The sequence below is a fragment of the Anditalea andensis genome (assembly GCF_000714815.1).
Classification (GTDB): Bacteria; Bacteroidota; Bacteroidia; order Cytophagales; family Cyclobacteriaceae; genus Anditalea; species Anditalea andensis.
Genome location: NZ_JMIH01000024.1, coordinates 340,157 through 353,913, shown reverse-complemented (window position 1 = coordinate 353,913; position 13,757 = coordinate 340,157). Strand labels below are relative to the sequence as shown.

General features: G+C 38.8%; 8 protein-coding genes and 1 riboswitch. Of the genes, 2 read left to right on the top strand and 6 right to left on the bottom strand.

Going from position 1 to position 13,757, the window contains the following annotated elements; translation table 11 throughout:
* The first annotated feature begins 187 nt into the window (after positions 1-187).
* Both EL17_RS17860 and dprA read left to right on the top strand, forming a co-directional pair.
* Entirely contained in the window at positions 188-544 is a 357-nt protein-coding gene (locus EL17_RS17860) for a MerR family transcriptional regulator (RefSeq protein WP_035077698.1), read from the top strand.
* Positions 522-1,643: a DNA-processing protein DprA gene (gene dprA / locus EL17_RS17855; RefSeq protein ID WP_035077141.1), complete on the top strand. Its 1,122-nt coding sequence runs from the start codon at positions 522-524 to the stop codon at positions 1,641-1,643. Before EL17_RS17860 ends, dprA begins: the two co-directional genes overlap by 23 nt.
* Positions 1,644-1,742: 99 nt before the next feature.
* On the opposite strand, the gene EL17_RS17850 is transcribed toward dprA, so the two are convergent.
* The 6 genes from EL17_RS17850 to EL17_RS17825 all read right to left on the bottom strand — a co-directional run bounded on the left by EL17_RS17850 (position 1,743) and on the right by EL17_RS17825 (position 13,650).
* Positions 1,743-2,588, bottom strand: a complete 846-nt coding sequence (locus EL17_RS17850; protein ID WP_035077140.1) for a beta/alpha barrel domain-containing protein — start codon at positions 2,586-2,588, stop codon at positions 1,743-1,745.
* 101 nt (positions 2,589-2,689) lie between these two features.
* Positions 2,690-3,643, bottom strand: coding sequence for a methylenetetrahydrofolate reductase [NAD(P)H] (gene metF, locus EL17_RS17845; protein ID WP_035077139.1), 954 nt, complete (start codon positions 3,641-3,643; stop codon positions 2,690-2,692).
* Between the two features lie 321 nt (positions 3,644-3,964).
* The gene (gene metH, locus EL17_RS17840) at positions 3,965-6,667 is read right to left on the bottom strand and encodes a methionine synthase (protein ID WP_035077134.1); all 2,703 of its coding nucleotides are present in this window, start codon (positions 6,665-6,667) and stop codon (positions 3,965-3,967) included.
* Positions 6,664-7,713: a homocysteine S-methyltransferase family protein gene (locus tag EL17_RS17835; RefSeq protein ID WP_035077131.1), complete on the bottom strand. Its 1,050-nt coding sequence runs from the start codon at positions 7,711-7,713 to the stop codon at positions 6,664-6,666. Before EL17_RS17835 ends, metH begins: the two co-directional genes overlap by 4 nt.
* A gap of 70 nt (positions 7,714-7,783) precedes the next feature.
* Positions 7,784-7,887: riboswitch (SAM riboswitch) on the bottom strand.
* 68 nt (positions 7,888-7,955) lie between these two features.
* Positions 7,956-9,263, bottom strand: a complete 1,308-nt coding sequence (locus tag EL17_RS17830) for an outer membrane protein (protein WP_035077129.1) — start codon at positions 9,261-9,263, stop codon at positions 7,956-7,958.
* Positions 9,264-9,327: 64 nt separating this feature from the next.
* Positions 9,328-13,650 carry a PAS domain S-box protein gene (locus EL17_RS17825; RefSeq protein ID WP_240486017.1) on the bottom strand — a complete coding sequence of 1,441 codons (4,323 nt, stop codon included), beginning with the start codon at positions 13,648-13,650 and terminating at the stop codon, positions 9,328-9,330.
* Between the last annotated feature and the right edge of the window lie 107 nt (positions 13,651-13,757).

Below are 13,757 nucleotides of genomic sequence, written 5' to 3'. Positions count from 1 at the left end.
TCTATAATGGCACTGAAAATGTTATAATAATTCACATCATATATTCAGTTACTATTCGCAGCTTTGATTATGTCTATAAATTTATAGGGTCCTTCGCAGTAATTAATTGCGGAGGATTTTATTTTATGATCTTGCGAATAAAATCTTAAATATATAATTGCTATTTTTGGAAGTTAACAGTTTTCAGGTGCCGTATAAAGAAAAAGACATAGAGAAAAAATATTATTCCATCGGTGAAGTAGCGTCTATTTTCAAAGTAGCCACTTCATTAATTCGGTATTGGGAAGGGGAATTTGATATCATCAAGCCTAAAAAGGATAAAAAAGGCAACAGAAGATTTACCAAAGAAGATATAGAAAAGCTTGGCCTTATATATCATCTGGTAAAAGAAAAAGGATACACCCTTCAGGGAGCTCAGGAAATATTAAAAAATGACCTACACCAGGTAAATGATAAAGCTGCCATGATTGACAGGCTGCACAAGATTAAAAACTTTTTGATAGAAATTAGGGACAATCTAAATGTCAAACAGAACCAAGGATAACCTGATATACAGCATAGCACTGAGCCTGATACCCAAAGTAGGGCCTTCGGTCTATAAAAATATCATCAGTTACAGTGGATCAGCTGAAAACTTCTTCAATTTACCTATAGGTAAAGCCGGAAAAATCCCAAAGATAGGCCCTAAGCTACTTGAAGCTATAAAAAACAAGTCTGCCTATATCAAACAAGCAGAAAAATTAATAGAGGAAGCGGTGAAGAAAGATGTAAACATTCTTTCCTATCAAGATCCCAATTTTCCTATCCGACTTAAATCTTACGAAGATTCACCTGTCATATTATTTACAAAAGGCAACGTAGATTTAAATCCGAGCAGGTCTGTTGGCATAGTGGGAACCCGCAATGCCACCGCTTATGGTAAAAGCATCACCCGCCAGATCATAGAAGATCTTTCTCCTTATAAACCTACCATCATCAGTGGGCTGGCATATGGCATTGACATAGAAGCACACAGAGCTGCCCTTCATCAGGACCTGCCCACAGTCGCCATTCTAGGTTCACCAGTAGATGTAATATATCCTGCTATGCATAAAAGCACCAGTGACGCTATGATGAAGGCAGGTGGGGTGGTAAGTGAGTTTAAGCTGGGAAGTGAAATGGTGCCAGGTAATTTCCCTCAAAGAAACAGGGTGATCGCATCCCTGTCAGATGCCCTTATAGTAGTAGAAGCAGCTATAAAAGGTGGAGCACTCATTACTGCTGAAATAGCCTTTAGTTACAATAAAGAGGTATTTGCTGTGCCGGGTAATCTGCAATCTCCATACAGTGAAGGCTGTAACAGTCTCATACGTCGAATGAAAGCAAACATATATATGGGAAGCAGGGACCTTGAGGAAGCACTCTCATGGTCCAAGGAACATGAAAAACCTACCCCTCAGAAGCTGGATCGACGATTAGATGAGTTTGACGAAAATCTAAAACCTGTCATAAAGGCTTTTATTGATAACCAGGTCCAACAGATAGATGACCTTTCCTGGAAAACTCAGATTCCCATATCTACACTGGCATCTATTCTACTGCAACTTGAATTTCAGGGGATAATAAAATCCCTCCCGGGTAAGAAATATCAGCTGATTTTATAAGGACAGCTTTTAGTACACAAAGCATATAGTATAAAAGCCAATCCTCATTTTCATGTACTGTATCATTTAGAATTAAGCGATATAAAGCTCAATAATATTTTATGGAAAAATCACCTGTGCCAGTTTCATGGCTTCTTTCAATTCTTCTTCTTTGATAGTAAGGCTGTATCCCTTATTCTGCAGTACCTTAATCATTTTTTCTGTAGCAATATTACCTACCAGCTTATCATCTGCCATAGGGCAGCCTCCGTATCCTCTCAGCGCCCCATCAAACCTTTTACACCCACCCAAAAGTCCTGCTTCTATTTTATCATTTATCGTATCAGGAGTACTATGAAAGTGGGCACCGAATTCTATATGCGGATAATTAGATATATTGGTTTCAAATACACTTTTAATAATACCTGGATCAGCCACTCCTATAGTGTCAGAAAATGAAATGACCTTAATGCCGATTTCATCCAGTTTATCTACAAATTCAGCTACCAATCCAGCAGAAAACGCTTCTCCATAGGGATTGCCAAAACCCATGCTGATATAGATCACTAAAGTGCGGCCTTTGATTTCGCAAAGATTATGGATTTCAGCTACATCTTCCAGGGCATTCGCTATGGACTTATTGGTGTTTCTTTGCTGAAATACCTCAGAGAGGGATAGTGGGTAACCAAGATAATCTATTTCCTCAAAATTCAGGGCATCATTTGCTCCCCTTTGGTTAGCTATTATGGCCAGTAACTTAGTGTCGGTAGCAAACAGATCCAATAGCTCCAGCACCTGAGCTGTATCTCTCATTTGAGGCATTGACTTTGGACTGACAAAACTCCCAAAATCTATGGTATCAAAACCAACTTCCAATAACTGGTTAATATAAGCAGCTTTTATAGCGGTGTCTATAAAATCCGGCATCCCCTGCATGGCATCCCGTGGGCATTCTATAATTTTCATATTGGCAAAGATTGGTGTTTCCAATAGACAAGGTAATCAATAATATAGAAAAGAGGAACTGCCCCATCCTTTCTATATGAGCTATTATTACCCAGAGAGGTTTAAAATACTGCTTTTGCTATTTTATAAGTGGCATCGGCTTTACTCATAGTGTAATAATGAAGACAAGGCAATCCGTTAGCTACCAGTTCCTTGCTCTGCTGTATGGCCCATTCTATGCCTACTTGTTTTACTGCTTCATTGGTAGCGCATTTTTCCAGTTCATCTAAAAGATCATCGGGCATATCGAGGAAAAATGTCCTAGGGAGATTTACTATCTGCCCTAAGGTAGTAATAGGCTTTAACCCTGGAATAATGGGCACATTAATTCCAGCTGCACGGACATTCTCTACATATTGAAAAAACTTTTTATTGTCAAAAAACATCTGTGTAACGATATATTCTGCTCCCGCTTCCACTTTTGCTTTCAAATGCTTTAAATCAAATTTCATACTTGGGGCTTCAAAATGTTTTTCGGGATAACCTGCCACGCCTACACAAAAATCTGTCTGAAACCCCACCTCAGTCTCCTCATGTAAATAGTGACCTTTATTCATGCCTATAATTTGCTTAACCAGGTCACCGCTGTAATGATGACCATCTGGTTCCGGCACAAATTTGCCATCGGATTTTGGAGCGTCACCTCTTAGTGCCAACACATTCTGTACACCTATAAAATTAAGGTCTATCAGGGCATTTTCAGTTTCCTCTTTGGTAAATCCGCCACATAGCAGATGAGGGACTGCCTCTACGTGAAACCTGTTCATAATAGCGGCACAAATACCTACTGTTCCAGGTCTCTTTTTGGTACTCACCTTTTCCAGTAATCCGTTTGGATGCTTTTTATAAATAAATTCCTCTCGATGATACGTTACATCCACAAATGGAGGATTAAATTCCATCAGAGGAGATATTCCTTCCATGAGATGTTTGATACTCTGGCCTTTCAGAGGAGGCAAAATTTCGAAAGAAAAAAGCGGTTTTTCCGCATGGTTCAAATATTCTGTGATTTTCATCTGATTATAATGGATTTTTTTAAGGCAGGATAAAAACGTGCATAAGGTTTAAACATCCCAGTGCGAAGTTTCCTTTATGCTTGAGTTCATCTGATTAAAATTGTGTTTCAAAATTTATAACTTGTGCCTTACCGGAGGCAAGGATGGATTCTCGCATAAGGATGATCATATTCAGTGAAAGTTTTATTAATGATAGATTTCATCTGTTTATAATTTGTTTTTCAAAGGTCATAACTTGTCCCGTCCCGAAGGTCGCGATGGTATCTCTCCTGTTTAAAATCATCCCCATTTGTGACGCTCAACGTCATCCTCGATTTTATCTTATTGGATTACTGGAGTTTTGGTTGGTGTATAGGCTAAATTAGGGGATAGCCACCTTTCTGCCTGTTCTTTGGACACCCTTTTTCGCTTGGCATAATCTTCTACCTGGTCTTCTCCTATCTTGCCTAGCCCAAAGTATTTACTTTCTGGATGGCCGAAATAGAATCCGCTTACAGAAGAGGTAGGTAGCATGGCATAACTTTCAGTAAGTTCCATATCTGCGTCTTCAGCCCTTAACAGTTTGAATATTGTAACCTTCTCGGAGTGTTCCGGACAAGCCGGGTATCCGGGTGCGGGACGGATTCCTTTATAAGCCTCCCTGATCAGTTCATCATTGGCTAGCTTTTCATCGGGACTATAGCCCCAAAACTCTTTTCTCACTTTAGTATGTAAATATTCCGCACCCGCTTCTGCCAATCGATCTGCCAATGCTTTTAACATAATATCATTATAATCATCACCAACATCCTGAAACTCTCGCAGCTTGTTTTCAATGCCCAGCCCCGCTGTGACGGCAAAAGCCCCCAGATAGTCTTTTTCTTTTGGGTGGATATAATCGACCAGAGATCGATTGGGCACATTGTTTCCCTTTTTGCCCTGTTGTCTCAGAAAATGGAAAGTGTATTCCGTCGGCATACCATCCCCATTCAAGATATGGACATCCTCTCCATCCCGCAGCACCGGGTATATACCCAGCACAGCTTTGGCTTTAATCCATTTATGCGCTATTATTTGATCCAACATTCGGTTGGCATCATTGTATAATTTGGTAGCTTCCCCTCCTACTATTTTATCTTCTAAAATCTTAGGATATTTTCCTGTGAGCATCCATGTACTGAAGAAAGGCGTCCAATCTATATATTCCCGCAATAAAGCAAGGTCCAGGTCTTCTATTACCTGCCTTCCCTCCACATTTGGTTTGATAGGAGTATAATTAGTCCAATCTAAATCAGCTGGATTTTTCTTCGCATCCGCATAGGCTACCATTTGTTTCACCTGTTGCTTTGCTTCATGTCCTTCCCTTAATGCCTGATACGTCTCCTTTATTTTCTGTTTGTAACTATCCCTGGTCTCTTCACTGATGGACTCCCCTGCTATAGGAACCGATTTTGAAGCATCCTGCACATGCATGACGATACCACTATAAACAGGGTCTATTTTTACAGCTGTATGGATGCGAGAAGTAGTAGCACCACCGATCAATAGCGGAATCTGCAATCCATTTTTCTGCATTTCTTCTGCCACATAGACCATTTCATCGAGTGAAGGGGTGATTAGCCCGCTCAGACCTATGATATCCACCTGATTTTTTATGGCTTCATCTATGATTTTTTGGGCATCTACCATTACCCCCAGATCAATGATCTGGTAACTGTTACAGGCAAGTACCACTCCTACTATATTTTTACCTATATCATGAACATCTCCTTTGACAGTAGCCAATAAGATTTTCTTGATTTTACTCTGGCTTTCGTTATAGTTTAAATCTCCGGCTTTGGGCATAAACGGCTCCAGATAGGCTACTGCTTTTTTCATCACCCTAGCTGATTTGACCACCTGGGGCAAAAACATTTTTCCTTCACCAAATAAATCTCCCACTACATTCATCCCATCCATCAATGGGCCCTCGATTACTTTAAGCGGACTATTATATTTCTGCCGTGCTTCCTCTGTATCATCTATGATAAAGTCTATAATACCTTTTACCAGGGCATGTTCTATTCTTTTCTCTACAGGATCAGAACGCCAGGCTTCATTTATGACTTCTTTTTTACCTTTTGATTTTACAGTTTCGGCAAATTCCAGCATTCGCTCAGTGGCATCCTCTCTCCTATCAAAAAGAACATCTTCCACCCGCTCCAGAAGATCTTTAGGAATATCATCATACACTTCCAGCATGGTGGGGTTTACTATCCCCATATCCATCCCATGTTTGATGGCATGATATAAAAAAGAAGCATGCATGGCTTCTCTGACAGGATTATTTCCTCTAAACGAAAAACTCACATTACTCACCCCTCCACTGATCTTGGCCCCGGGCAGATTTTGTTTTATCCATGTAGTGGCATTGAAAAAATCAATTGCGTTTTTCCTATGCTCATCCATACCGGTGGCTACTGGAAAGATATTGGGATCAAATATGATGTCTCCTTTATTAAAACCTATTTTTTGGGTAAGCAGATCATAGCTTCTCTTGCATATATCTATACGTCTCTGATAAGTATCTGCCTGACCTTTTTCATCAAAAGCCATCACCACTACGGCTGCACCAAATCTTTTGATGATACGGGCCTGAGACAAAAATTCTTCTTCTCCATTTTTAAGACTAATGGAATTGACTATGCCTTTACCCTGGATGCATTTAAGGCCTGCCAGGATTATTTTCCACTTAGAGCTGTCGATCATAATGGGTATCCGACTGATCTCTGGTTCTGAAGCTATCAGGTTTAAATATTTAACCATCGCCGCTTCTCCATCAAGCATACCTTCATCCATGCAGACATCCAGGATCTGTGCCCCCCCCCTTACCTGGTCTAGAGCTACCTCTAAGGCCTCATCGAATTTCCCATCCAATATCAGCTTGGCAAACTTCTTGGAACCAGTGACATTGGTCCTTTCTCCAATATTCACAAAATTTATCTCCGGGGTGATGACCAGGGGTTCAAGCCCGGACAATTTTAATGTATGGTTTCCTTGTATCATTCCTCTATCAAATCTTTCTCTACGTACAATTTTCTGGGCGAATATTTTTCAGCAACCTTAGCTAAGGCCCTAATATGATCTGGAGTAGTCCCGCAGCATCCACCTAACACGTTGATCAGCCCTTCTTTCAAAAAGACCTCTACCTGACTTGCCATTTCCATGTCATCCTGATCATACTGTCCAAATTCATTAGGAAGGCCTGCATTAGGATAGGCACTGATATAAAATGGTGCTTTTTCCGAAAGTACTTTTAAATAAGGCCTTAGTTCTTTGGCTCCAAGAGCACAGTTAAGTCCGATGCTCAATAAGGGAGCATGAGACAAAGAGATCAGAAAAGCCTCTGTAGTCTGGCCTGATAGTGTTCGACCAGAAGCATCTGTGATGGTACCACTTATCATGATCGGGATACCTCCCTCCTCAGGAGCCAGGGGAAGCCCCCTTTCTTCATACACCTCCAATATAGCATAGATAGCTGCCTTTGCATTTAAGGTGTCAAATATGGTCTCTACTAGGAGTATATCTACACCTCCGTCCAGAAGGCCTTTTACCTGCTCTCTATAAGCCTCTGCCAACTGGTCAAAAGTAATGGCCCTAAACCCAGGGTCATTTACATCTGGAGATATGGATGCTGTCCTGTTGGTAGGCCCTATAGCACCGGCTATAAAACGGGGCTTGTCGGGGTTCTTTTGAGAATAGGCCATCGCCACCTTTTTAGCAATTTGGGCTGAGGCAATATTCAGTTCATAGGCCAGTCCAGCTAAATCATAATCTTCCTGCGCTATACTGGTACTACTGAAGGTATTAGTTTCTACAATATCAGCTCCAGCGTCAAAATAGGCGGCGTGGATCTGTTCGATTATATCAGGTCTGCTCAATGAAAGCAGGTCGTTGTTACCTTTAAGTGATTTGGGATGGTCTTTCAGGCTAGCGGTCCTGAAGTCTGCTTCTGTAAGTTTATGACGCTGTATCATAGTGCCCATGGCACCATCTAGAATCATAATCTTTTTCTTAAAAGTCTGCAGTAATAATGCTGTTCGGTTATTCATATAGGCTTGATTTTTTTAATCAATGGCTTATACGAGCATGAACCGATCTAAAAATTTAAATATTTAAAGCGGCTCATCTTTTTTCGGCTTTTCCGAAATGGGAGTTAGCACCTTGTAATAATTCAGGTTGCTAAGACGTCATAGGGCCCTTCCCTCGGTCTTTCTCGATAAGCAATTGTAAATTTAATCAATAAACTTGATATTAAACTACATTTCTACCAAGTTTCACAAGAATTAATGATTTATGGCCTGATTCCCAATCCAAATTGGATATATGGTCCAGCTATGTATTTTCTCATCCCTAAGTCTGCCAGGCGGTAACCCCCTACGGGCATCTCATATCCTGCAAAGATACTATAGATCAGATCAGTGGAATGATTTTGGCTTAAAGGCATGGCATATGCTACATATACTTCGGGTTTGATTATAAATCCCCAGGTGGTCAAATAGCCGTCATGATCTGGCTCTTCAAATAATAAAGGAAGATCAGGTTTACTATCGTCAAGTAAAGTATACCGAAGATTACCATATCCCACACCACCCAGCACGCCCATCTCTACGTTTTTCAGGTCATAAAGCTTTCTGCCTATATTACCATAGAGACGAAAACTATTAAGAGAATGGGTCTTTTGCTCATTGGCATCATTTGACATGGCAAGGTTATAAATATCTATGCCATATAAAAAACCCCTGTTTTCCCCCAATATCTTTAGACCCAGATTTGATGGTCTCCCCGATAAGGTATTATAGCCGAATGCATTTAAAAAATTATTGAACTGTTCGGGACGGGTATAATGGAGTCCATACAGTACATGCACGCCCAAAGAAGCATCCCTATAGAAAAAATTATGATCAGGTAGGGAGATCCCTGCACCCAATCTTAAGAAAGGTCCACTTTGAATATTATCAAAAGACATTCCTTTTTGGTTCCAGGAATCTTCGAATGGACTGAAAGAATATCCAAATTTAGCTATGATCTCTAAAGATTCTTCCATTACAGGTAGATCTATATCGTAACCTAACTGAAACCCGATTTCAGTTAAAAAACCTCCCAAATATCTGCTCCCCCTGTGGATATCATTTTGACGAAGAATAAATCCTGATGCTGGCTGGTTAAAAAAATCAGACAATGATGCTGGGTCTTCAGATTGGAGCATTTGAAAATTCATATAGCCTACCCCTAAGGACATATAATGTATCAAATGAAACTTTCCTTCCTCTGTAAATGAATACCCTACATTCAAATAAACCCGCGAAGATCTATATTCAATATCATAATCCCTGAAAACCGAACGTGGGCCACTGTTATGGTATGCTTCAAATCCTAATACAAAATCATTAAAACGGTGCTGATACCCAAGCCCTATATTGGAATATCCTCTTCTTAGTTCACCTATACCTTTGTTTTCCAGCATTTGATTAAACTCCCTGACATTGGCACCAGTAGTCCCGGAGATTAAATGTAAGCTGCTGCGCTGAGACCTTTGTGATTGTGCATGTATATTTATAGTTAGTAAACAGCAGATAAAAAAAAGACCTATACCCTTCATCGAAATTAGAATTTAACCATAAAAATAAGTTTAATCTTTAAAATAACATGAAGCAATAGGCATATTAAATACGAATATATTTAATAATTCTTGCATAAAGGTTATCCGGGTTAAAAGGTTTGGGTATATAATCATCCATTCCTACCTCCTCCAATTGGTCTTTGACATCAATAAGAGAGGAAGCCGTCAGAGCTATGATGGGCACATTTTTTTTAGATTCATCATGGTAACTTCGGATAAACCTGGCTACTTCAAACCCATCCATTTCAGGCATTTGGAGATCGAGTAATATCAGGTTAAAACGCTGCGCTTTAAATAGTTCAAGCGCCTCTAGGCCATCATTGGCAAAAGCTACATTTCCTACGTCCCATTTATTTAAAAATTTTCTGATCATGATCTGGTTTACCAGATTATCCTCAGCTACCAGGATGTTGGCATGAGCTAGGTTTTTAATAGCACTACCTCCATAATCCTTATTTTGAATAGATCGCTGTATGTATTTGCCAAACTTGATATCAAACATGAATAGCGTCCCATGGCCTTTCCTAGACTGAACCTTAATAGTAGAGTCAAATAGTTCAATCAGTTTTTTTACAATGGCCAGGCCTAACCCTGTACCTCCGAATTTCCTGGTCGTCTCAGTACTTGCCTGTGTAAAGGCTTCGAATATCAGGTCTTTCTTATCCTCTGCGATACCTATACCTGTATCTTCAAAAATAAACCTGACAATAATGTTATCGGCGGTTTCCCCTACATTGCTTAGACATATTTTCACATGACCCTTTTCGGTAAATTTTATGGCATTTGATAAAAGGTTATTGATAATCTGTCCCAATCTCACTGGATCACCATTGATTACTTCAGGAAGTTTTTTATCTATTTCTGTAAATATCTCTAGTGATTTTTCTCTCGCCTGAAATGTATGGGAATGAATGATCCTGTTCAGTACATTTCTAGGTTCAAAATCCACATGCTCCAGTTCTATCTTACCTGATTCTATTTTACTGTAATCGAGTATATCATTGATCAATCCCAAAAGATTCTCAGCAGAAAACTGAAGTGTCTTAAGGTTTTCCAACTGGTCCTTTCTGGGTTCATCTTCTAATAAGAGATGTGCCATCCCTATGACCGCATTCATAGGCGTCCTTATCTCATGACTCATGATAGACAGAAATTGTGATTTCACCATAGAAGCCTGCTCAGCTCTCTCTTTGGCATGATACAGTTCATTCTGTGCTTCTTTTAGTTTGGATATATCTCGGGCTATGCCAGTATAGTATTTGAAATTTCCCAGATGATCTTTGATCACTTTACCATTGGAGCTGAATATTTTATATTCTCCATTTTTATGGACCAATCTAAACTCCAAGTATTGGTTCTTGACAAAAAAAGCTTCCTTTTTATCTATATTGGATGTGAATACCTCGGTATCTTCGGGATGGAGAAAGTCCGTTATTTTCACACTGGTGACTTCATGGGGTTCATATCCCAGAAACTGTTTTACATTAGGAGAAATATAAGTGAGTTCCATATCCGAACCCAAAGAAAATATGATTTCTGTAGATTCCTCTACCAGGTTTCTATATTTTTCTTCACTTCGCTGCAGATCTTGCTTTATACTAAATTCTTCAGTGATATCTCTGATGATCCCTAGTATGTACTCTATTTCTCCTTTATAAATGATAGGTTTAGCTATAAGTTCATAATCTCTGTTAAGAAAATGTAGGATTTTTTGAACTGTTCTTCTTTTATTCAAAGCATTTTCTACCACCAGTTCTATCTGTTCCAACTGAGGGGTTTTAACCTCATATATAGTTTTACCTTCGAAAAAACCCGATTCCATACCCCAAAATTTAAAATTGGGTCCTTCCGCTACTATATATTTTAGGTTCTTATCTATCAAAAAAACGTTGGTATTGGGGATGTTGGAAGCCAATACACGGTATCTCTTTTCATTTTGCTCTATTTCAAGCCTGTGTTTTTTACGTTCTGTTACATCTTGAAATAAGCCTTCGTGCAATAAAATATGACCATTTTTATCCAGTATTTCCCGGGTTCTGTCCTCTACCCACCTGTACTCCCCTGCATAAGTCCGAAACCTATACTCTCCCGAAAAAGCCGGAACACCGGCATCAGTGGTTTTATTGATATGATATTCCAACATGGACTTGGCATCCTCAGGATGTATGAAATCCAGTATACTTACTTTGTTATTGATAATATCCTGGGCATTGTAACCAAATAAACTTATATTATCTGTAATAAACTTGATTTGAAAATCATTATTGGGATCTAGGGTAAACAATACTGCAGGGCTGTTCTCTATGATTAGACGTGATTTTTTAGCTATATCCTCACTGCTTTTCTGAAATGAAAGGTCTTTTGCCAAAAAAGAAAACCCAATTACATTCCCTTCATCATCTTTGAAAGGCTTGGAAGATAATTCATGAGGCAATAAATGTCGACTTTTGGTTTCGATTTCCACTTCACCTATCCAAGATCCATAATTTTTAATCTTCTCTATGATATCTTCCAACCTGATATTGTTTGGAAAATTAATGCTTACCAACTGGTCAAAGGTCGTGACATTGACCTTGTAATCCGAAGCACAATATCCATTGATAGCCGATTGATTCATATAGATAATCCTCATCGAGGTATCTGTGACAAATATCGCATCATTTACCTGTGCCAATATCTGAGACTGAAGCAACAGATGATGTTCAGCATCTTTTTTTGAGGTAATATCCCGGCAATAACCATATACCTCCAACTGAGAGTTACTGCTATTTTCCTTTACCTGTATGCTATATGTAATATACTTATGCTCGCCTTTCTTGGTGATGATGGAAAACTCTCCACTGGAGGATTTCCTGTTTTTTAAAGAACTTTTGACGTTAGCATTTATTTGGGACCTTTCTTTAGAAGATATCTGCTTATAAAATTCTGTAATTTTAGAATGGTCTAGGGCTTCATCCAGATCAAAAATCTTATTCAACCCTTTAGAAAAATATAAGCGTTTCTTTGTATTGCTAAACCTCCAAGAACCAGATTTGGCCAGCAACTCAGTGGAAGCCAATAGATTTTCATTTCTTTCGAGTTTAATCTTTATTGCCTTATTTATAAAATTTCCTGCAAAAACATCTCCAAGCTGCCTGAGTACATATTCATCTTTTGCATGCCAGTCCCTTGTTTCCCGGACAGCATCAAGTCCGAAAAATCCAATTAGCTGATGCTCCGAAAACATGGGTATAACCATGAGGGATTTTATTCCCTGCTGTTTATATATTTCCCTCTCATATCCATACTGCTCATCTAAATGTTCTATATCTGGAATTACGGTGATATCCCTTCTAAGTAAGCCCTGAATCATCAATTCTTCTTCAGAATAAGGCACATCTTTCAAAAAGCCAATTTGGGGATTAATACCGCTGGCAGTCCATTCATATACATTTTCCAAGGTCTTGAGGTCCTGATGTACTAAAAAAATATAAGACCTGTCTGCTTTCTCAAATTCACCGATTAATTTCAGTGATTCATTAAATACTTGATCTATAGACTTAACATCGGCATTGACAAATTTAGTAGAGATCCTGTTGATCAGTTGCTCCAATTCATAACGTTTCTTTAAAGATTTTTCGGATTTTTTAATAGCGGTAATATCCCTGGCACTGAACAACATCCCTTTTATTTCAGGATCATTCAAGAGGTTTTTACCGTAACTTTCTACAAATAATTTTCTTCCGTCCTTAGTTTTGATCCAAAAATCTACTTCTATTTCTTTTTCAGGATCATTAAAGGAAGAAAAATCCCCTTTTTCTAAAACGATTATTCCGTTTTCTATCAAACTTTTATAAGAAACACCCAAAATTTCATCAAGGCCATACCCGAGTGTTTTGACAGTAGATGGACTTGCGTATCTAAACATCCCCTGTTCATCTAATATGGCCACCATATCATGGCTGTTTCTTAAGATGCTGTGTACAAGGTTTATTTCACTATTGCCCCTTACCTCTTCTGTATAGTATGCATTGTCATGAAGGATGTCACTATACGAAAGTTGCTTTCTTCCCTTGGCCATGCACAGGCGATCCTTTCCATCATTTGGTACAGCTATAAAATGCCATTTATAATGTTGCACCCTGTTCAGATCCCGGCCAATAACTACATTTTTTGTCAGCTCTTGGCCCCTGAAAAATTGGTCTAATGTTCCAGTGACATATTTATCTTCAAAATAATCCCTCCAGGAAGTGGGGATTTCAGATGTGTTTTCTTTGAAATACCTGTTAAAGTATATGATTTCTTCTTGGTTAAATATAAACAAAGGATCATTGATTTCATCAAAAAATGAAGTGATTTCTATTCCAAGAAAAATTTTATTCTCCACAACAATATCAGTTTAGAACGTAAATATAGCTTAAGTACAAAGGATGATGCGATTATTATTTAAAATAATTTTATCCCATTTATGTAATATTATGTACGTTAATAATT

Excerpts from the sequence above, each read along its gene's own strand:
- metF (WP_035077139.1), bottom strand. The coding sequence starts at position 3,643 with ATGAAAATCACAGAATATTTGAACCATGCGGAAAAACCGCTTTTTTCT.
- EL17_RS17850 (WP_035077140.1), bottom strand. The coding sequence starts at position 2,588 with ATGAAAATTATAGAATGCCCACGGGATGCCATGCAGGGGATGCCGGAT.
- metH (WP_035077134.1), bottom strand. The coding sequence starts at position 6,667 with ATGATACAAGGAAACCATACATTAAAATTGTCCGGGCTTGAACCCCTG.
- dprA (WP_035077141.1), top strand. The coding sequence starts at position 522 with ATGTCAAACAGAACCAAGGATAACCTGATATACAGCATAGCACTGAGC.
- EL17_RS17830 (WP_035077129.1), bottom strand. The coding sequence starts at position 9,263 with ATGAAGGGTATAGGTCTTTTTTTTATCTGCTGTTTACTAACTATAAAT.
- EL17_RS17835 (WP_035077131.1), bottom strand. The coding sequence starts at position 7,713 with ATGAATAACCGAACAGCATTATTACTGCAGACTTTTAAGAAAAAGATT.